The sequence below is a fragment of the Helicobacter turcicus genome (genome assembly GCF_019711685.1).
Classification (GTDB): domain Bacteria; phylum Campylobacterota; class Campylobacteria; order Campylobacterales; family Helicobacteraceae; genus Helicobacter_D; species Helicobacter_D turcicus.
In genome coordinates this window covers 224160-244830 of the sequence record NZ_JAIGYQ010000001.1, presented here as the reverse complement: position 1 = coordinate 244830, position 20671 = coordinate 224160, and the positions used below count along the sequence as shown (strand labels likewise).

The 20671-nt window shown below is 35.8% G+C and carries 25 protein-coding genes; 24 read left to right on the top strand and 1 reads right to left on the bottom strand.

All coding sequences use genetic code 11. The features are described from left to right. The 24 genes from K4G57_RS01125 (at position 1) to folE (ending at position 19985) form a co-directional block, all read left to right on the top strand. On the top strand, positions 1-600 hold the full coding sequence (locus K4G57_RS01125) for a nitroreductase family protein (protein WP_221531337.1): 600 nt from the start codon (positions 1-3) through the stop codon (positions 598-600). A 132-nt stretch (positions 601-732) separates the two neighbouring features. Continuing rightward, on the top strand, positions 733-1839 hold the full coding sequence (locus K4G57_RS01120; protein WP_221531336.1) for a methyl-accepting chemotaxis protein: 1107 nt from the start codon (positions 733-735) through the stop codon (positions 1837-1839). Between the two features lie 177 nt (positions 1840-2016). After that, positions 2017-2841: a putative metalloprotease CJM1_0395 family protein gene (locus K4G57_RS01115; RefSeq protein ID WP_221531335.1), complete on the top strand. Its 825-nt coding sequence runs from the start codon at positions 2017-2019 to the stop codon at positions 2839-2841. Positions 2842-2869: 28 nt separating this feature from the next. Continuing rightward, positions 2870-3772, top strand: a complete 903-nt coding sequence (locus tag K4G57_RS01110; protein WP_221531334.1) for a methionyl-tRNA formyltransferase — start codon at positions 2870-2872, stop codon at positions 3770-3772. Continuing rightward, positions 3772-4416 (top strand): biotin--[acetyl-CoA-carboxylase] ligase, encoded by a 645-nt coding sequence (locus K4G57_RS01105; protein ID WP_221531333.1) that lies wholly within the window; start codon positions 3772-3774, stop codon positions 4414-4416. Before K4G57_RS01110 ends, K4G57_RS01105 begins: the two co-directional genes overlap by 1 nt. A 13-nt stretch (positions 4417-4429) precedes the next feature. Next, positions 4430-5218, top strand: a complete 789-nt coding sequence (locus K4G57_RS01100) for a ParA family protein (RefSeq protein WP_221531332.1) — start codon at positions 4430-4432, stop codon at positions 5216-5218. Then, positions 5218-6117 (top strand): ParB/RepB/Spo0J family partition protein, encoded by a 900-nt coding sequence (locus K4G57_RS01095; protein ID WP_221531331.1) that lies wholly within the window; start codon positions 5218-5220, stop codon positions 6115-6117. Before K4G57_RS01100 ends, K4G57_RS01095 begins: the two co-directional genes overlap by 1 nt. A gap of 76 nt (positions 6118-6193) precedes the next feature. Then, positions 6194-6619 (top strand): F0F1 ATP synthase subunit B family protein, encoded by a 426-nt coding sequence (locus K4G57_RS01090; RefSeq protein WP_221531330.1) that lies wholly within the window; start codon positions 6194-6196, stop codon positions 6617-6619. 13 nt (positions 6620-6632) lie between these two features. Next, positions 6633-7154 carry a F0F1 ATP synthase subunit B gene (locus tag K4G57_RS01085; RefSeq protein ID WP_221531329.1) on the top strand — a complete coding sequence of 174 codons (522 nt, stop codon included), beginning with the start codon at positions 6633-6635 and terminating at the stop codon, positions 7152-7154. Further along, positions 7155-7691 (top strand): F0F1 ATP synthase subunit delta, encoded by a 537-nt coding sequence (locus K4G57_RS01080; RefSeq protein ID WP_221531328.1) that lies wholly within the window; start codon positions 7155-7157, stop codon positions 7689-7691. It abuts the gene before it with no gap. Between the two features lie 19 nt (positions 7692-7710). Next, entirely contained in the window at positions 7711-9225 is a 1515-nt protein-coding gene (gene atpA / locus K4G57_RS01075; RefSeq protein WP_221531327.1) for a F0F1 ATP synthase subunit alpha, read from the top strand. A 15-nt stretch (positions 9226-9240) separates the two neighbouring features. Continuing rightward, positions 9241-10128, top strand: a complete 888-nt coding sequence (gene atpG / locus K4G57_RS01070; RefSeq protein ID WP_221531326.1) for an ATP synthase F1 subunit gamma — start codon at positions 9241-9243, stop codon at positions 10126-10128. A gap of 24 nt (positions 10129-10152) precedes the next feature. After that, positions 10153-11556, top strand: coding sequence for a F0F1 ATP synthase subunit beta (gene atpD / locus K4G57_RS01065; RefSeq protein WP_221531440.1), 1404 nt, complete (start codon positions 10153-10155; stop codon positions 11554-11556). A gap of 9 nt (positions 11557-11565) precedes the next feature. Then, positions 11566-11958: an ATP synthase F1 subunit epsilon gene (atpC, locus tag K4G57_RS01060; protein WP_221531325.1), complete on the top strand. Its 393-nt coding sequence runs from the start codon at positions 11566-11568 to the stop codon at positions 11956-11958. Beyond that, positions 11955-12527 carry a MotA/TolQ/ExbB proton channel family protein gene (locus tag K4G57_RS01055; RefSeq protein ID WP_221531324.1) on the top strand — a complete coding sequence of 191 codons (573 nt, stop codon included), beginning with the start codon at positions 11955-11957 and terminating at the stop codon, positions 12525-12527. Before atpC ends, K4G57_RS01055 begins: the two co-directional genes overlap by 4 nt. A 15-nt stretch (positions 12528-12542) precedes the next feature. After that, positions 12543-12941 (top strand): ExbD/TolR family protein, encoded by a 399-nt coding sequence (locus K4G57_RS01050; RefSeq protein ID WP_221531323.1) that lies wholly within the window; start codon positions 12543-12545, stop codon positions 12939-12941. Further along, the gene (locus K4G57_RS01045) at positions 12934-13668 is read left to right on the top strand and encodes a TonB C-terminal domain-containing protein (protein ID WP_221531322.1); all 735 of its coding nucleotides are present in this window, start codon (positions 12934-12936) and stop codon (positions 13666-13668) included. Before K4G57_RS01050 ends, K4G57_RS01045 begins: the two co-directional genes overlap by 8 nt. Positions 13669-13670: 2 nt before the next feature. Then, entirely contained in the window at positions 13671-14951 is a 1281-nt protein-coding gene (gene tolB / locus K4G57_RS01040) for a Tol-Pal system protein TolB (RefSeq protein WP_221531321.1), read from the top strand. Between the two features lie 76 nt (positions 14952-15027). Then, positions 15028-15537, top strand: a complete 510-nt coding sequence (locus K4G57_RS01035) for an OmpA family protein (protein ID WP_221531320.1) — start codon at positions 15028-15030, stop codon at positions 15535-15537. 21 nt (positions 15538-15558) lie between these two features. After that, positions 15559-16806: a tetratricopeptide repeat protein gene (locus tag K4G57_RS01030; RefSeq protein WP_221531319.1), complete on the top strand. Its 1248-nt coding sequence runs from the start codon at positions 15559-15561 to the stop codon at positions 16804-16806. 18 nt (positions 16807-16824) lie between these two features. Then, on the top strand, positions 16825-17340 hold the full coding sequence (locus K4G57_RS01025) for an FKBP-type peptidyl-prolyl cis-trans isomerase (RefSeq protein ID WP_221531318.1): 516 nt from the start codon (positions 16825-16827) through the stop codon (positions 17338-17340). Positions 17341-17355: 15 nt separating this feature from the next. Beyond that, positions 17356-18480: a tRNA pseudouridine(13) synthase TruD gene (gene truD, locus K4G57_RS01020; RefSeq protein WP_221531317.1), complete on the top strand. Its 1125-nt coding sequence runs from the start codon at positions 17356-17358 to the stop codon at positions 18478-18480. A gap of 2 nt (positions 18481-18482) precedes the next feature. Continuing rightward, positions 18483-19403, top strand: a complete 921-nt coding sequence (gene htpX, locus K4G57_RS01015; protein ID WP_221531316.1) for a zinc metalloprotease HtpX — start codon at positions 18483-18485, stop codon at positions 19401-19403. A 15-nt stretch (positions 19404-19418) separates the two neighbouring features. Continuing rightward, positions 19419-19985 (top strand): GTP cyclohydrolase I FolE, encoded by a 567-nt coding sequence (gene folE / locus K4G57_RS01010; protein ID WP_221531315.1) that lies wholly within the window; start codon positions 19419-19421, stop codon positions 19983-19985. Here folE and nth read toward each other — a convergent pair. Beyond that, positions 19982-20665, bottom strand: a complete 684-nt coding sequence (gene nth, locus K4G57_RS01005; protein ID WP_221531314.1) for an endonuclease III — start codon at positions 20663-20665, stop codon at positions 19982-19984. The genes folE and nth overlap by 4 nt on opposite strands. Between the last annotated feature and the right edge of the window lie 6 nt (positions 20666-20671).

Below are 20671 nucleotides of genomic sequence, written 5' to 3'. Positions count from 1 at the left end.
ATGGATTTTTTGGAGATTGTAAATGCACGCTATTCTTGTAGGAATTTCAAGGATTCTGCAATTAGTGCAAAAGATTTAGATTTTATTTTAGAAACTGGGCGTTTAGCACCTAGTTCTTTGGGGTTAGAACCATGGATTTTTTATGTCGTGCAAGATCCCAAAAAAAAGAAAGAAATTGCACAAATTGCTAATGGACAAAGTCAAGTGGAACATTGTGGGGCGATTATTATTATTGTTTCGCGCCTTGATTTTGGGGAATATTTTGAGGGTAAGCTTAGGGAAAGGAATCTCCCAGAAAAAGAGATAGAGAAACGTTTGAGCTTGTATAAACCTTTTATTGACGGAATGCATTTGGAAAAAAAGCTAAGTTATGCGAGAGAACAAGCGCATTTAGCATTAATGAATATGGCAAATGCTGCGACTTCTTGCAACCTTGCTTCTTGTATCATTGGAGGTTTTGATAATGTAGCACTTGATAGATATTTAGGGCTTGGAGAGAGCGAGAAAAGTGCAGTAATGCTTGTAGTTGGAGAACCAAAGGAATTAGCAATTCTAGAAAAAATACGAAATCCTAAAGCAGAAGTCATAAGGTTTTGGTAAGCAAGGCTTTAATAAATTTTTAATAATATATTTGAAGTTTAGCCATAATTTAGATATAATAAAGCTTTGTTTTCACCGAAAATATATAGTTATCAGTTATCGTCTAAATGGAATCAAAGAAAGGAAATCTTTATGTTTGGAAATTCAAAAAGGGAACAGGAGTTAGTCGCGGAAAATAATGTTTTATATGCGAAGATTGAGCAACTTCAAAATGCATTGCGCCAACAAAATGAAGAAAATGCAAGAAAAGATGCATTGATTGCTGAATTTGATGAAAATAAAGAAAAATCTGCAGTTTCTAGTGGAATCTTTCAAACAGTAATGGGTTCTTGTGCAAGAAATTTGAAAGTTTTGCAAGATAATTTCGCATCTTCAGTAGAAATGCTAGAGAATGCAAAAAGTATATCCACAGATAATGCAAAACAAACAAAGCTTTTAGAGAAGGCAATTGCAGATAGTGTGCTTCAGGTTACAGAGCGTTTAAATAGTTTTCAAGGGATGATTCAACAAGTGTATCAAGATTTGGATTCTATCTCTAACGTGATTAATCTTATTACTGATGTTAGCGACCAAACAAACTTACTTGCACTTAATGCTGCTATTGAAGCAGCAAGAGCAGGGGAGCATGGTAGGGGATTTGCCGTTGTGGCAGATGAAGTTAGAAAACTTGCAGAGCGTGCGCAAAAAGCTACAAGAGAAATTGAAATGAATATTCAAGTGTTGCGTCAAAACTTTTCAGAAGTGCAAACTTCCACAGAAGAAATTGTGGATAATATGAATGAAGTCAATGACGAAGTTGCAAAATTTGTAGAAATTGGCGAGGCTTCAATGGATGTAAGACAAGATTCCGCAAATGTGCTTGATACGACATTTATTGGACTTGTAAAGTTAGATCACTTACTCTTTAAAATTAGAGGGTATAAAGCAATATTAGAAGAGGATTTGGATATAGAGCTTGTTAATCACCATGATTGTCGTTTGGGTAAATGGTATGAACAAGGAATTGGGAAAGAGGCATTTGGACAACTGGCAGATTATCCAAGCTTAGAGTCTCCTCATGCTGGTGTTCATAACTGCTTTAAAAGTGCGATTGAAATCTTTAGAGATAAAGGCATTGAGGGTAACTCAGAAGAAATTTTAGGGCTTTTAAAGGAAGGGGAAATTGCTTCAGATAAAGTCGTAGAAGTGCTTGATAAAATGCTTAGTGAAAAAATTGCAGAGCGTAATAGTCGTTCTTAATCTTTTAAACTTTCTATACGTTTTTGCATAGAAAGTTTCTCCATAAAACTTTAAATTTGCCCCAGAGGCTTCTTTTAATTCTCTTTGAAATTGTAGTAAAAATCTGTAAAAGCTTTTAGATTCTGTGTAGATTTAGTATTTTTTACGTTATAATCACATTGATTAAGGAGTGGTAAAATGCAAGTTGGTAATGTGATGTCTGTTTTGCAAAACAGCTACCTTTATACTTCTAGAAATGTAGCAAACTCTATAAACTTTACAGATACGACAGATTTTACTAAACGTCCATTTTTTGCCGAAGAGATAGAAAAGATAGAATCTAAAAAAGATTCTGTGCAAAGTGCAGAAAGTGTAGTTTTTGATACGTCTGTAGAATCCAAAGATTCTAAAAAAATGCAATCTGCCACAGATGAGAAAGCACTCAATGGTGAGACTTTAGATGAAGAAGAAACACAATATGTGAGGGAACTAGAGAGGATTGATAGGAATGTTCGCGCACATGAAGCAGCTCATATTGCTGCTGGAGCTGGCGTCGTAACTGGTGGTGCTTCCTTTACTTATACACGCGGACCTGATGGAAAAATGTATGCAACTGCTGGTGAAGTGCCAATTACAATGAAAGAAGGCAAAACTCCGGAAGAAACAATTCAAAATGCGCGTCAAATTGTTGCAGCGGCAATGGCGCCATCAGATCCTAGTCCGCAGGATTATAAGGTTGCAGCAAGTGCAGCACAAATGGAGAGCAAGGCTAGAAGTGAGCAAGTAAGAGAGAAAGCTGAAGAAGTAGAAGAAGCACTTGAAAAGCAAGAAGAAGCCAGAGAAAAAGATTCCATAGAACAAAATATGGCATCTAAAGTGCAAGATAAATCAGAATCAAAAGTTAGCTTACAAAGAGACTTTAATTCCAATATGAGAGAAGAATCGCTTTTGCGTGATTATGCAATTCAAAGCTATAAGGTAAATTTTACAAATCCTACTCCACTGCTTGAAATTGTTAGCTAAGAACACTTTTATCAATCTAGGATAAACAATGCAAATTATTTTTATGGGAACGCCAAATTATGCAGCGGTAATTTTGGATTCTCTATTGCGACATCATACAATTTGCGCACTAGTGTGTCAAAGGGATAAAAGGGCAGGGCGCAGTATGCAGCTAAAAGCCCCAGCGACAAAGGAATTGCTACAACTAAAAGCTCCCAGTATTCCTATTTTTCAGCCGGAATGTTTAGATGATGTTTTTGTGGAAGAATTAAAGGCTTTAAAGCCTGATATTATTATTGTTGCAGCCTTTGGGAAAGTTTTACCCAAAGCAGTTTTGGGTATTGCGCCTTGTGTGAATTTGCACGCGTCAATTTTGCCAAAGTTTCGCGGAGCAAGCGCAATTCAGCAAAGTATTTTAGAAGCGGAATCGTATTTTGGTGTGAGTGTGATGCAAATGGAGGAAAACTTAGATTGTGGCGATATTTTGGGTTTTAAAGTGATTGAAAATACAGGACAAAATGCTGTGATTCTTTTTGATGTTTTAGCAAAACTTGCTGCGGAGCTAATTTTAGAATATTTAGAACGTATTAGCATAATTAGACCTCTAGCGCAAAATAATGCCGATGCTAGTTATTGTAAAAAAATCAGAAAAGAATTTGGACTTGTGGAGTTTGATAATTCTAAAACACTAGAAAATAAGGCTTTAGCTTATAGTGGTTGGCCAGAAGTTTATTTAAAGAGTGGCTTAAAGCTAAAAACACTCAAGTTAGATTCTATAAATGGCACACATAAAAAAGGTGAGATTTTAGAGATTGCAAAGAATGGAATTAAAATTGGTTGTGAAATGGGAAGTGTATGGATTACAACCTTGCAAGCACCTTCAAAAAAAGCAGTGGGTGCATATGAATATGCACAAGGCAAACGTCTAAAAGTAGGAGATATACTAGAGTAATGCAGATTTTAAAATTTGATTGCATAGAATCCACGCAGCTGTATTTGGTAGAAAGTTTGCGTAATGGCAGCTTAAGTGCACCTATTATGGTAGTAGCAGATGTGCAAAGTGGAGGAGTTGGTAGCCGTGGTAATGCATGGGAGAGTGTGGAGGATGGATTGTATTTTTCTGTTGCGATTCCATTTTTCAAGCTTCCGCAGGATTTACCACTAGAATCTGTGTCAATTTATATGGGATACATTTTTAAGGAAATATTAAATCAAAATGGTGCGCAAGTTTGGCTAAAGTGGCCCAATGATTTGTATGTGGGTAGTAAGAAAGCAGGAGGAATAATTTGCACGAAGTTACAAGAAAACATTATTGTTGGAATTGGAATCAATCTAAAGGTGAGTGATATGTGTTTTGGGGTGGTAGAAGTTGGAATCCAAAAGGAAGCAATTTTAGAAATTTTAGCAGAAATCCTAGAATGTGAAGAAAAAAAGTTTAGTTGGAAGCAAATTTTTAGTAAATATGCGTTAGAATTTCACAAGAATTTTAACTACGGATTTCATTATAAAGGCAGTGTTTTAGCAATGAGCGATGCGGTGCTGTGTGATGATGGTGCGATTTTAATTGAAAATGAAAAAATTTATAGCTTAAGATAATGGAGTTTGAGGGATGTGTGAAGTCATTTGTATTGCAAATCAAAAAGGGGGCGTAGGAAAAACAACAACGGCGGTAAATCTTGCCGCTTCACTTGCTGTGGAAGAAAAGCGCGTTTTGCTAATTGATGCCGATCCGCAAGCAAATGCGACAACAAGTTTAGGATTCCATCGTAATAGTATAGAATTCAATATCTATCATGTGTTAATTGGGACAAAAAAGCTTTCGCAAATCATTCAAAAAACTGCAATCCCAACTTTACATTTAGCACCCTCTAATATTGGTTTAGTTGGAATTGAGAAAGAGTTTTATAACCACAAGCGTAATGGGCGTGAGTTGATTTTGAAAAAGAAAATTGAAGATATCCTCGATTTATATGATTATGTAATTATTGACTCTCCACCTGCTCTTGGACCACTTACGATTAATGCACTCTCTGCCTCAAATTCTGTGATTATCCCAATCCAGTGTGAATTTTTTGCTCTTGAAGGTCTAGCCCAACTTTTAAACACGATTAAGATTTTGCGCAAAGAGATTAATCCGGATTTAGAGATTAAGGGTTTGCTGCCAACAATGTATAGTGTGCAAAATAATCTCTCAAGACAGGTATATGCGGACTTGGTGCAACATTTTGATGGACAGCTCATCAAGGAAGTAACTTCTAAAACTACTATTGCAATTCCGCGTAACATCAAACTAGCAGAATCTCCGAGTTTTGGGAAGCCAGTGATTTTGTATGATGTGCGCTCTCAAGGCAATATGGCGTATCAGAATCTTGCGCGCGCGATTTTAAAGAGAGCTTAATGGCAAAGAAGGGATTAGGACGTGGACTTGGTGCGATTTTAAGTGAAGTAGAAGAGGCATATCAGAATGACTTACAGGACAACTCGGGCTTAGTTGTAGAACTTGATATTGAAAAGATTAAGCCAAATCCTTTACAACCGCGCAAGGTTTTTGATGTAACCTCACTTCAAGAGCTTGCTACTTCTATTGAAGAGCATGGATTATTGCAACCGATTTTGGTATATGAGGATAGCAAAGATGCAGATTCTTATTATCTAATCGCAGGTGAACGCCGTTTGCGCGCAAGTAAGCTTGCAAAACAAGAGAGTATTAAGGCAATTATTGTAGATATTCAAGTGGGTAAATTGCGGGAATTAGCGCTCATTGAAAATATCCAGAGAGAGGATTTAAATCCTATTGATTTAGCGCATTCTTATAAGGAATTGATTGAGGATTATGGAATCACACATGAAGAAGTGGCAAAGCGACTTTCAAAGTCGCGCGCACAGATCACTAATACATTGCGTTTATTGGATTTAAGTGAGGAAGTGCAAGAATTAGTATTAAAAAATAAGATATCTCAAGGACATGCAAAAACTTTAGTTGCACTACCAAAAGAGAAGCAAAATCTTATCGCAAATTCTATTGTTGGGCAAAAGTTAAGCGTGCATGCGACGGAAAAAATAGTAAAAAACTTTAAAGATGCAAAAAATGTAAATGCGATTACAAACTTTTTACAAGATTCTCCTCAAAACCTCACACGAAAAACTCTAAATAAAGATTCCATTGTGGCTTTAAATGCTATTTGCGCAAAGTTAAAAAATAGTGGAATTGTAGCATTTATTCAAAAAAATCGCTTGATTGTAGAATTTGGTAACGACGAGGAGGTTAAAAAGTTTAATAAAATTTTACCAATATAAAGTTTTTAAGAAAAACTTAGAAAAAGTCGTGGTAGAATAAAAACTATTTTAGAAATAAACAAAGAAAGGAGTGCAAATGACTATTATCCCAACTCCTTGGGTAATGGCTTTAGTTTTTGTTATTTTTCTTATTCTGGTATATTTACTAGATCGTATCCTGTATAAGCCATTGCTAGGCTTTATGGATATGCGTGATGCTTCCATTAAGAAAGATAGCAAAGGAATTGAAGGTAATGCTGCGGATATTGAGGTGTTAAAAAAAGAAGCAGATAATATTTTACAAAAAGCTAGGGAAGAAGCGGCTTTGATTAAAAGTAAAGCCCAAGATAATGCAAAACAAATTGCGGAAGTGAGAATTTCTGATAAAAAGAATGAATTAACACAAAAATACAGCGCATTTATGGCAAGCTTGGAGGATGAAAAAGAAAAACTTAAAGCGTCTTTGCGCTCTGAAGTTCCACTTTTTAAAGAAAGCTTGCAAGCTAAGCTTGGAAAACTTTAAAAAGGAGGTGTAGATGGGTAGTAAAAAGTTGTGTCTTTTATCGTTATTATTTGCCCCGGCCGTGCTTTTTGCAGCTGGTGGAGAGAATGCTGACTATGACATTGTTGAGAGAACAATTAATTTTGTAATTTTCTTTGGACTTGTGTATTACTTTGGAGCAGATGCAATTAAAAATACTTTTAAGGCACGTAGGGATGATATTGCAAACTCTTTATTAAAGATACAAAAGAAATTGCATGATTCTCAATTAGCAAAAGAAAAAGCACAAAGCCAGTTAGAAGAAGCAAAGCAAACTGCGCGTGATATTGTAGAGACTGCGCATAAGGAATCTGCGATTATTGCACAAAAGGTTGAAGAAGCAACGAAAATGGAGCTTGAAAATCTTGTGCGCCAATACAATGACCACATTGCATTTGAGCAAAGAAAAGCAGAAAAATTAATTGTAGATGAGATTTTGTCAGAGTTTTTAAATAGAGATTCTGTTGTGTTGAGTAAAGATGTTTTGGTGCAATCTTTATTGAAAAAGGTGGCGTAAATGAAAGATTTGATTGCAAAGCGTTATATTAAAGCGTTGGTTGCTTCAGTATCGCAAAAAGAACTAGGAGAGATTGCTCCTTTACTTGGAAAACTAGCAGAGGCAAACACAATTTCAAAATTTAAAGAGATTATAGAATCTCCCTATGTTGCTACAGCACAAAAAGTGGATTTTATATTGAAAAATATTTTGGATAATTCTGCAAATACAAAATTTGTGAATTTTGTCAAGGTGTTAGCGGAGCATAAACGACTAGGTTTGTTTGGAGAACTTCATGGAGAATTATCTTCGTATTTAGCAACTTTAAATAAAGAATACATTGCGCAACTTATCGTAAATGATGGTTATGAGGATTCTGTGCTAAAAGAGATTGAGAGCAAATTTAGCAAAAAACTCGGTGTAAATCTTGTGTTAGAACAACAAGTTGTTGCAAATTCTGGGATTAAACTGGTTGTAGAAGATTTAGGTGTGGAAGTTTCTTTTTCACAAGAGAAATTTATTAGTGATTTAAGAAATCATATTCTAAAAGCATTTTAATTTTATATAAGGAGTAGCAGTGGTAGTAAAATTACAAGCAGACGAAATTAGTTCTATCATTAAAGAGAGAATTGATAATTTTGAACTTGATTTAGACATCGCACAGACAGGGAAAGTTGTTGCGTATGCTGATGGAGTTGCAAAAGTTTATGGGCTTAAAAACGCAATGAGTTATGAGATGGTTGAGTTTGACACAGGAGATAAAGGTCTTGCGTCAAGCTTAGAAGAAGGTAGTGTTGGCGTTGTTGTCTTGGGTGCTGGAAAAGAAATCAAAGAGGGAGCTTCCGTTAAGCGCTTAGGAAAACTTTTGCGTGTGCCAGTTGGCGATGGTATGATGGGGCGTGTTGTAAATGCACTTGGTGAGCCAATAGATGGAAAAGGTGCAGTGGAGGTTAAAGAATATCGTTTTATGGAAGAGAAAGCTCCTGGAATTATGGCTAGAAAATCTGTCCATGAACCACTTCAAACAGGATTGAAAGCAATTGATGCGCTTGTTCCAATTGGTAGAGGACAAAGAGAGTTAATTATTGGTGATAGACAAACAGGAAAAACAACTGTAGCAATTGATACAATCATTAATCAAAAAGGGCAAGATGTTGTTTGTATTTATGTTGCAATTGGACAAAAGGAATCTACAGTCGCACAAGTTGTGAGAAAACTTGAAGAGCACGGTGCAATGGAATATACAATTATTGTTAATGCGCCCGCTTCAGATTCTGCAGCAATGCAATATCTTGCTCCATATGCAGGTGTTACAATGGGTGAGTATTTTAGAGATAATGGCAGACATGCATTAATTGTTTATGATGATTTAAGTAAGCATGCTGTCGCCTATCGTGAGATGTCTTTGATTTTAAGACGTCCTCCAGGTCGTGAAGCATTCCCAGGAGATGTATTCTATCTACATTCAAGATTGTTAGAGAGAGCTGCTAAGGTTAGTGATGAATTAGGAGCAGGATCCTTGACTGCATTGCCAATCATTGAAACGCAAGCAGGAGATGTTGCGGCATATATTCCAACGAATGTTATTTCTATTACAGACGGACAAATTTTTCTAGAAACTGACTTGTTTAATTCTGGAATCCGTCCAGCCATTAATGTCGGCTTGTCTGTTTCTCGTGTTGGGGGTGCTGCACAAATTAAAGCAACAAAACAAGTTTCCGGAACACTAAGACTTGACCTTGCTCAATATAGAGAACTCCAAGCATTTGCACAATTTGCATCGGATTTGGATGAATCTAGTAGAAAACAATTGGATAGAGGACAAAGAATGGTAGAAGTGCTTAAGCAACCTCCGTATTCTCCACTACCAATAGAGCGTCAAGTTGTAATTATCTTTGCTGGGGCTAGAGGGTATATGGATGATGTGGCAGTTGCTAACATTACAAAGTTTGAGGCAGATCTGTATCCATTCTTAGAGGCAAAATATCCGCAAATTTTTGAGGATATCCGTTCTAAGAAAATGTTAGATAAAGATATTGAAGAAACACTTTGCAAAGCATTAGAAGAATTTAAATCTAGTTTTGCTGTATAGAAGTAGGGAGTTGTTATGGGAAACAACCTAAAGGACATTAGAAAGCAGATTTCAAGTGTTTTGAACACGCAAAAAACAACGCGTGCGATGAAACTTGTATCAACTTCTAAACTTAAAAAAGCCGAAGAAATGGCTAGACGATCTCGAATGTACGCAGGGAAGATTGTGGAAGTTTTAGAAGAGATTAAAGCCAAAGTTGCAAGTGGAGAGGATGTGCAAGAAAATCCTTATTTTAATGCGGGAAATAAGGATTCCAAACTTGTTGATATCGTTTTAGTGACAGCAGATAAAGGGCTTTGTGGTGGCTTTAATATTAATACAATCAAAGAAGTTAATCGCATAATTGCTGAACAAAAAGAAAAGAGTTTAAAGGTACGCTTACGCGTAATTGGCAAGAAAGCTATTGAGTATTATAAATTTAATGAAATTGAAGTGCTTGATAGTGCTGTCGGTTTAAGTGCTACACCTCAATATGCAAATGCTGCAGAGTTTATTAATAAGGCAGTCGCAGATTATCTAAGTGGTGTGACTTCTAAGGTAATTTTGGTGCATAATGGGTTTAAAAATATGATTGCCCAAGAAATGAAAGTTTCTCAGCTTTTGCCAATTGAGAATGCTACGCTTTCAAAAGAGTGTTCTTCTGTGTTGGAAGTGGAACCAAGTGAGCAAGAGAGTGAAATTTTAGATGAGCTTGCCAAGAAATATGTTGAGTTTAGTATGTATTATGCACTTGTGGATTCTTTAGCGGCAGAGCATAGTGCTAGAATGCAGGCAATGGATGCGGCAACAAGCAATGCTGGTGAGTTAGCAAAAAATTTGACTGTTGCCTATAATAAAGCGCGTCAAGAGGCTATTACAACAGAGTTAGTAGAGATTAATACTGGCGTTGAGTCAATGAAATAAGGAGTATAGTAAATGTCAGAAAATATGGTAGGAAGAATCATTCAAGTAATGGGTCCTGTGGTTGATGTTGATTTTGAATCATATCTGCCAGCAATTAATGAAGCGTTAGATATTGATTTTGAAATTGATGGGCAAAATCGGAAATTGGTTTTAGAAGTTGCAGCGCATATTGGTGATAATCGTGTGCGTGCAATTGCTATGGATATGACAGAAGGTCTTACAAGAGGCGAAGAAGTAAATGCTAGAGGAAATCCTATTACTGTTCCAGTTGGTGAGCAAGTTTTAGGTAGAATTTTCAATGTTACTGGTGATGTAATTGATGGTGGTGAGGCACTTAACAATCCAGAGAAATGGTCGATTCACAGAAGTGCACCAACTTTTGAAAATCAGAGTACTAAAACAGAAATGTTTGAAACAGGAATCAAAGTCGTAGATTTACTTGCACCTTATTCTAAAGGTGGTAAAGTTGGTCTGTTTGGTGGGGCTGGTGTTGGTAAAACAGTTGTTATTATGGAACTTATTCATAATGTTGCGTTTAAGCATAGTGGTTACTCTGTATTTGCTGGCGTTGGCGAGAGAACGCGTGAAGGAAATGACCTTTACCATGAAATGAAAGAGTCAGGAGTTTTGGATAAAGTTGCTCTGTGCTATGGACAAATGAATGAGCCACCGGGCGCAAGGAATAGAATTGCATTTACAGGTCTTACAATGGCAGAGTATTTTCGCGATGAAAAAGGCTTAGATGTATTAATGTTTATTGATAATATTTTTAGATATGCGCAATCTGGAGCGGAGATGTCAGCACTTCTTGGAAGGATTCCATCCGCTGTAGGTTACCAGCCAACACTAGCAAGCGAAATGGGAAAACTTCAAGAAAGAATTACATCTACTAAAAAAGGTTCTATTACATCTGTTCAAGCAGTTTATGTTCCAGCAGATGACTTGACAGACCCAGCACCAGCCTCTGTTTTTGCGCATCTTGATGCAACAACAGTATTAAATAGAAAGATTGCAGAAAAAGGGATTTATCCAGCTGTTGATCCATTGGATTCCACCTCAAGAATCTTAGATCCTCAAGTCGTTGGTGAGGAGCATTATAAAGTTGCTACGAGCGTACAACAAGTGCTTCAAAAATATAAGGACTTACAAGATATTATTGCGATTTTAGGTATGGATGAGCTTTCAGAAGAGGATAAAAAAGTTGTAGAAAGGGCAAGAAAAATTGAAAAATTCCTTTCGCAACCATTCTTTGTTGCAGAAGTTTTTACAGGAAGTCCAGGTAAGTATGTAACGCTACAAGAGACTTTAGAGGGCTTTAAAGGAATTTTAGAAGGCAAGTATGACCAAATTCCAGAGAATGCTTTCTATATGGTGGGTAATATCAATGAGGTTCTTGAAAAAGCGGAGAAAATGAAAGCTAATGCATAAGGAGCTTTGATGGAGACCTTGAAATTAGATATTGTAACTCCAGAGGGTAAAATTTTTTCTAACTCTGTAAAAAGTGTTACTCTTCCTGGAAGCGAGGGTGAATTTGGTGTTTTGCCGGGGCATGTTGGAGTTATAACAACATTAAATGCAGGTGTAATTGAGATTGAAAAAATTGATGGGAAAAAAGAACTTGTTGCAATCAATTGGGGACATGTAAAAGTAGATGAAATGAGTGTAGATGTCCTAGCTGAGGGTGCAGTGGATATTAATGGGGATAGTGAGAGTGAAATTGCTCGAGCTATTGCAGACGCTAAACAACTGCTTGAAGAATCTACAGATAATAATGTTGCTGTTTCAATGGTGGTTTCACGCATTGAAAATGCTGCCAAGAGCGCATTGTGAGCCTCTTTTCATTGCTAGATAACTACGGAGTTACTACCGTAGTTGTTCTGTCTTGGCTTTCTTTATACTTTATTTTGGTACTTTGGATTTTTATGTATCGCTATTTTTCAATCACTATGGCTTTATCTGGTGAAAAAAAATGCCTAGAAACATTGCTAGGTGGTCGCAATACGCTACCTAAAAATTCTTTGTTAGGTTCTAACCTAATAGGGATTGACAAAAGACTAACAGAGTCGATGTTGCAATATGCTTTGGATAAAGCAATTAAAGATGCAACAATTGGCTTAACATTTTTAGCTATCGTTGCTTCAACCGCTCCTTTTATTGGGCTATTTGGCACTGTTGTTGAAATTTTGGAGGCATTTTCAAAACTCGGGGAAAATTCAAGGGCGACTTTAGATGTCATTGCTCCCATTATTTCAAAAGCCCTTGTTGCTACTGCTGCTGGAATCTTAACGGCAATTCCTGCGTATTCTTTTAATTTATTTTTAAAGCGTAAAGTCTTTGAACTTAACACCTATTTGCAATTACAAATTAATGTTTTGATATCCCCAAAGACTACTGCTTAAAATTTGGAGAAATCTTTGAGAACACATTATAATTGGGACGAAACTCCAGAGTTAAATATTACGCCTTTAGTGGATATTATGCTTGTGTTGTTGGCTATTTTAATGGTAACAGCTCCTGTAATTGTTTATCAAGAGGAGATTGCTCTACCACAAGGTTCAAAAAGTGCAAAAATGCAAGAGGATTCCAAAATTGAAATCCGTTTAGATATAAAGCGCAATATTTACTTAAAAGACGAAATTTTGAATTTTGAGAGTTTTCCAGATGCTTTTGTGGTTTTTGCAAATGCCTATGACAAAAACACGCAAGTGTATATCCGCGCAGATAAGAATCTAAAATATGATGATGTAATTTATGTCTTAAAAATTGCAAAGCAGAGCGGATTTTCAAGGGTTTCACTCGTTACTGATGGCTAGAATTGTTTTATTCTTGACAAGTGGTAGTATTTCTATTAGTTGTTATACTCTTATTATTGTCCTTTTGTTTTGGCGTTTAAACACAGCTAGTGAGCCACCAAGAGCCTATACTGCTTACAAAGAAACGACTTTTAGTATTGATTTGATTGAAGAATTTAAATCCCAAAAGGAAATTAAAGTTACACAAAAAAGAGCAGAAAAAAAGATTAAAGATGTCTCAATAAAAAAAGAAAGTGCATCTGTAACTCCAAATGTTGGAGTTGGGATAAATGATCTTTTTAAACAAGTGGAATCTAAAATTCCAGTAAAATCTACAAAACCGCCTAGTCAAAACGATAAAATTGCTAAAAATAAAAAGGCAAAAGAAAGTGCGCAAAGTGAGAGTTTAAATGATGAGCTGCAAAAAATCATGACAAATTTAGACACACAAAAAACACTAAGTTTTGCTACACCAAAAGGTGAATATGATACATTTTATGCAAAAGTGCATGAGATTTTGGCGCAAAATTGGAATCCAATGCGCACAGCCATAGAGCATTTTGCAGAGGTTGCAGTTATTATTGATGCACAAGGAAAATTTTCTTATACGATTGTCAAAAAATCAGGGGATTTGAAATTTGATGAGGCTTTGAATAGCTTTTTAGATATAATGCGCACTCAAGAATTTCCACGTTATGAAGGTGGAGATAGCACTAGAATTATGGTAACTTTCAAAACTGAGGTGTAAAAATGAAAAAAATTGTTTTTGTGTTGTTGTATGCTTTGGGGTTTGCTTATGCAAATCAAGTTGATGCTACTTTAGAAGTTGTGAAAAAGTTTGGAAATCTCCCTAATATTTTAGTTCAAAATACAGGAAGTAGTTATTCTGAACGCGATCTTAGTCAAAGAATTTTCAAAATGCTTGTTGCAGATTTAAAGGTTACAGGGCATTTTATAGTTCAAGAAGCAAAGGAAGTAGTTCCTAGTGAAATGCTTGTGAATTTTGATGAATACCGTAAAAATAAAATTGATTTGGTTGCGCACATTAAAGCAGAAAAAAGTAGCAGTGGTATCACAGCAAGACTTCAACTATATGATGCAAATTCTGGCTTAGTTGCTCTAAGTAAAGAGTATAAAAATACCCAGCAAGAAACTTATCCTTTTTTAGCGCATAAAATGGCAATTGATATTAACGCTTACATCAAAGCCCCAAGTGTTGATTGGATGGAGCGTATGGTAATTCTTGCTTATTATACAAAACCCGGAGAAAGTGATATTATAATGAGTGATTATACACTCACTTATAAAAAGGAAGTAGTGAGTGGTGGTTTAAATATTTTTCCAAAGTGGGCAAATGCTGCACAGAGCGCATTTTATTATACAAAATACTTAGATAAGCCTACGCTTTTTAGATTTGATTTAATGACAGGGCAGGATAAAAAAATGTTTGATAGCAATGGAATGCTTATAGCTTCAGATGTAAGCGGTGATGGTAATAAAATTTTGGTAACAATGGCGCCAAATGAGCAACCCGATGTTTTTATGTATGATGTGGTAAATGGTGCGTTAAAACGTCTGACAAAATATAATGGAATTGATGTTAGCGGAAATTTTATTGACGATGAAGAACGTGTGATGTTTATTTCTGATCGCTTAGGTTATCCTAATGTATTTGCGATTCCAACTAGTGGCGAAGTTTCTGGCAAAGTTGAGCAAATGGTATTTCATGGACGTAATAATAACGCAGCAAATGCACATGGTAATTACATTGTGTATTCTAGTCGTGAGAGCAGTGATGAGTTTAGTCGCAATACCTTTAATCTTTATCTCGTTTCTACAAAAAGTGATTTTATCCGTCGCTTGAGTTCAAATGGTGTCAATCAATTGCCACGCTTTTCTAAAGATGGGGAAACCATTATGTATGTTAAACATGAAGCAAACCAAAGTGCGCTTGGAATTATTCGCCTAAATTACAATAAGACACTACTTTTTCCATTACAAGGTGGTGTGATTCAGTCAATGGACTGGTAAAATAGAAAGTTTTTGCAAAAAAATAAATTTTTTCTGCTATAATATTGCGTTTTTTAAAAAAATTTAGGGAGAAGCAATGAAAAAGTTTCTAGTTTTAGGTTCATTAGCAGCTGTGTTGTTGGTAACTGGTTGTAGTCAAAAAAGTAGCGTAGATTCTAGCGCAAACGCAAATGCAAATCAGGGCAAGGGTTATGTAAGTGGTCAAGACAATTTTGCAACAATTGAAGAGAGAATTGGATATGTTGAGGGTCGTTTGCAAAATGTATTTTTTGATTTTGATAAGTTCGTTGTGCGTACTGATATGCAGAGTGTAGTTGATAGTGATGCTAGCATTTTAACATCTCCGGCAATGGGACCATTAACGGTAAGAATTGAAGGTAACACTGATGAGTGGGGAACAGATGAGTACAATTATGCTTTAGGTTTAAAAAGAGCTGTTGCTGTAAAGAGCGCACTTGTTGCTAAAGGTGTAGCAGAGGAGAGAACTGTTCTAGTGAGCTATGGCGAGAGTAAGCCGACTTGCACAACAAAAACAAAAGAATGCTGGGCTGAAAATAGAAAAGTAACATTTAAGATGTTGCCATAAAACAGCACCGGGAAATTCATATTGCAAAAGTTGTTTGCCTCAAGTTTGATTGTAGCAAGTCTAGTTTTTGCGCAAGAGCCATCTGCATTTAATGCGGGTGGTATTACCCCGCAGAAGACTGAGTTGCAAATTCTTAACGAAAAACTTTTTAATCTTTCTGCTCAAGTAAAGAATATTGAAGAATCGCAAGAAGGTTTAAAAAGTGTTTTTGAAGGACAGATTCAAAAGGTGCAAGATGTTGCAAGTAAAATTGACCTCTTAAGAGGTGAGAATAATGCGACAATTGCAGAAGTTAGAAAACATACCGATTCTAATTTTGTCTTGCAAAATGAAAATATTGAAAAGATAAAGCAAAGTATTTCTGCGCTTGGAGCACTCATTAAAAAGACAAATGCGCAAATGCAGAGCGAGATTAATATCTTAAAAGAAAAAATTGCAGTATTAGAATCCACACAGGTGATGCAGATTGCAAATAGTGAGACTGCAATAAAAGAAACAGAGAGTGCAAATGCAACGTCAAATATTTCACAAGAATCACCAGAGAGTTTAGCGGTTGATGCGTTAATTGCTAGTGCGGAGAATACGGCACAAATCAAAACGGCAAATTTAGAAACTCCAATATCAAAAACACCAAATGACAGCACAATGTCAAATGTGAAAGGCACTGAGGATTTGTCTCTTAATGAAAAAAATGAAAATACACAAAAGTTTATAAAGCAAAAAATAAACGTAGATTCTAAAACAAATTCTAAAAGTGTAAATAATAAAAGTATTGAAAAAGTTGAATCTAAAGAAGTTATTAAAGCTGAAAAAATCACAGAAATTTCAGAAAAAAATACAGAGTCTGAAAGAGTAGAATCTAAAAATAATTCTACAAAAAAAGAAACGCCAAAAGTAGTAGATTTAAAGAAAAAGTCATTAGCAAGTGTATTTAAAGATGGTGAGCAATTTTATAAAAATAAAAATTATGAAAAAGCGGATGAGTATTTGAGATTTGCAGTAAAAGGTAGTTATAAGCCAGCGCGTGGAAATTATTTGTTAGGTGAAATTTCATTTGAACAAAAACGTTATGAAGATGCAATTTACTACTATAAAACTAGTGCAACGCGTTATGATAAGGCAGAATATATGCCACGTTTAATGCTACATAGTGCGAAATCTTTTTCTGCGCTTAAAGAGGAAGATAATGCAAAGCGCTTCCTAGAGACATTAATTGCATTATATCCAAAATCTAATGAGGCAAAAGAAGCAAAAAAACTCATTAAATAATAAAACTAGGAGAAAGTAATGATTGATAAAAATCAAGTTGTAAGTATTGAATATTCTGTAAAGGAAGAGGGGACAGATGATGTTTTGGATTCCAATGTTGGCGGAAAACCGCTTGAATTTATTATGGGTGCTGGTGAGATCATCAAAGGGCTAGAAGAAGCAGTTGCCGAAATGCAAGTAGGTGATAAAAAAGAAGTAATTATTGCCCCAATTAACGCTTATGGCGAGTATGAGTCCAATTATGTGCAAGAAGTTCCTCGTGATCAATTTGTGGGGATTGACTTACAGCAAGGAATGACACTTTTTGGTCAAGGAGAAAATGGCGAAACAGTGCAAGTGATAGTAAAGGACTTTAATGATGATATAGTGATTGTCGATTATAATCATCCGCTAGCTGGCAAAACGTTAAATTTCTCTGTAACAATCTTAGCAACGCGCGAAGCAACAGAGAAAGAATTAAATTGCGGATTGCACTATCAAGAGCATAGCCATGGCGGTGGATGTTGTGGTGGCGGTGGATGTGGTTGCCACTAAAATTTATCCAATGCAATGAATCTTTCCTTTGCTTACACGCATTCCCCAATAGAATTTTATTTTAGGCAAAGTCCGCGTGATTTTGTCGTTGAAGAAGTGCCACTCTATCCCTTTAGCAGAGAAGGGATTCATCTTGTTTTAAAAATTCGTAAGAGAAATCTCACAACCTTTGAGCTATTAAAAATCTTATCCAATCATCTTGGAATTAAAGAAAAAGATATTGGCTATGCTGGATTAAAGGATAAAAATGCTCTCACAATTCAGCATATTAGTTTGCCGCTTTCTATTAGGGAAAAGCTAGAGAGTTTCATTCATGTTGATATTAAGATTTTAGAATCCACACTACATAATAATAAAATCAAAATTGGACATTTAAAAGGTAATAGGTTTTTCATTCGCATAAAAAAACTAAATTCTTTAAATGCACAAAAGGCAGTGCAGGTTATAGAATCCATTAAACAATTTGGGATTCCAAATTATTTTAGCTACCAGCGTTTTGGAATGGATTGTAAAAACTATCTGCAAGGCAAAGAAATTGTAGAGAAAAAACGTTATGTGCGTGATAAGAAAATGCGGAATTTTTTAATAAGTTCCTATCAGAGTTATTTATTTAATAAGTGGTTATCTTTGCGCATTGATATTTCACATATTATTACTACACATAGGAAACAAGAGATTCCAAAAGCAATTGAACTATATTTAAAGACAAATACGATTCCTACTTTTTTAAAAGAGTGTGCTTATTGTAATGTTTTAAAAGCCCAGAAGCATCCTTTTAAATTATTAGAGGGGGATATGCTATGCCACTATCCTTTTGGGAAGCATTTTGTATTAGAGGATTTAGAGAGGGAATCTTTACGCTTTTTGCAAAAAGATATTGCGCCAACGGGCTTACTAAGTGGAAAAAAGACAATGTTTAGTCAAAATTGTGCGAAGTTTTTTGAGGAACAATTTTTGGATTGTAGAATCCAAAGTGTGGGACAACGTCGTTATGCTTGGATTTTTCCACAGGATTTAGAATTTTTCTACAAAGAAGAAGAAGCTCAAGGAGAGCTTAGGTTTTTTTTGCCAAAGGGTGCGTATGCAACTAATTTATTACGTGAGTTAGCACACAGAGAGATTATGGAAGGGGTAGAATAAGAATGTTTGATAAGATTATAAGAGAAAACCAGTTTAAGACAAATTGTGTTATTGCATTGTATGTAATAATTTTTGTTTTAATTGGTTTGCTTGTAGATATTGTTAGAATTAATGCGAATACTCTTCTAGGAGGGTTTTATGCATTATTAAATTTGCAAGAGTTTCCGCTAGTTGCTATTATAATGCTTGGCATTGCCTTTGCTGTGGTGCTTTTTACTATTAGTAATTTTAAGCGGATTTTGCTTAGCGGGAGTGAGTATAAGGAGATTATTGCAGGTTCTGAAATAAATATGCAAGAGAAGAATCTCACAAAAATGCTTAGTGAGCTAGTAGAGACTGCAAATTTGCCCTTTTGTCCAAAACTCTATTTGATGGATGCGCCTTATATGAACGCATTCGCGAGTGGTTGGAATGCAGATAACTCACTTATTGCAGTTACTACAACTTTGGTGCGGAATCTAAGCTATGCTGAACAAAAAGCAGTGATAGCACATGAGTTAAGCCATATCCGACATGGCGATATTAGATTAACTTTAATGGTTGGAGTGTTAAGTAATATTATGCTTTTGGTTGTAAATTATGGCGTATATATGTTTTTGGGGAACTCAAGAGAGAAGGGCGCAAATACTGCACGAACAATTCTAATTGTTTTGCAATTTATTTTGCCTCTTTTGACGCTTGTATTGCAAATGTTTTTAAGTCGCTCAAGAGAATATATGGCAGATTCTGGGGCTGCGTATTTAATGGGAGATAGTGCGCCTATGATTCAAGCTTTACAAAAAATTAGCGGGAATTATGCACAATCAGATTTTTCGCAAAGTGATAGGAATCCTACAAGACAGGCGCTATATATTTTTTCAGCTGGGGAGATGTTTAGCACACATCCTAGTATTGAAAATCGTATTAAAGCACTACTTAATTAATAAGGAATTGTAAAAATGAAAAAAGAAACAAAGGATAGTGCTGAAGAGCTTATTCGTTCTATTTTTGACCACATTGGTGAAGACCGCAATCGTGAGGGGCTATTAGATACACCAAAGCGCGTGGTGAAAAGTTGGGAGCATCTTTATAGTGGATACAAAAGTAATCCTAAGGAGATTTTAGGCACGGTTTTCACAGAGGGTGCTTGCGATGAGATGGTGGTGTTAAGAGATATTGAGTTTTATTCTGTATGCGAGCACCATATGCTGCCTTTCTTTGGTAGGATTTCTATTGGTTATATTCCAGATTCTAAAGTGGTTGGAATCTCAAAATTAGCACGTCTTGTGGAAGTGTATTCTAGGCGATTGCAGATTCAAGAGAAAATGACTGCACAAATAGCCGATACATTAATGGAAGTCTTACAGCCTAAGGGTGTGATGGTTGTAGCAGAGGCAAAACATATGTGCATGGTAATGCGTGGTGTAGAGAAACAAAATAGTCAAATGCTAACAAGTGCGATTCGCGGACTCTTTAAGAGCGATCATCGCACAAGAGAAGAATTTATGGGATTAATTCGTAATTAATTACAGCGGTAAGTCGTTTTGCTTTTACACAGATGTTTTAAAAAGCATTCTTGACATTGCGGATTGACTGCTTTGCAAGTATAACGTCCAAAAAGCACCATTGCTTGATGAAGTGTAGCGAGATTATCTTTAAATATTTTTGTAAGCTCTACTTCTGTGGCAAGAGGTGTGGTAGCAGAGCTTAAACCTAAGCGGTGGGACACTCTAAAAACATGTGTATCCACAGCAATAAAATTTGCCTCTTTGGATTCTATTAATACAACATTTGCTGTTTTTTGTCCAACTCCAGGTAATGTCTTTAAAATTTCACGCTCTAGTGGAATCTCTCCATTGTATTTCTCGCAAATCTCCTTAGCCATAGCTTTTAGATTCTTTGCTTTGTTATTAAAAAAACTACAAGTCTTAATACACTCTTTAATGGAATCTAAATCAGCGTTGCTTAGTGCTTCTGGTGTGGGGAATCTTGCAAAGAGTTTTGGAGTGATAAGATTAACACGTTTGTCTGTGCATTGCGCAGAGAGCATGACCGCAATTAAAAGTTCAAAATCATTAGAAAAAACAAGCTCTGTTCTTGCTCCTTTGAAATGCTCTAAAAAGAGTGCCTTAATAGCTTTTATTTCCGCCTTAGTAGCTTTCTTTGGTGCTTTAGTTTTTATATTTTTTTTGGTAGGTTTATCCATTTGAGA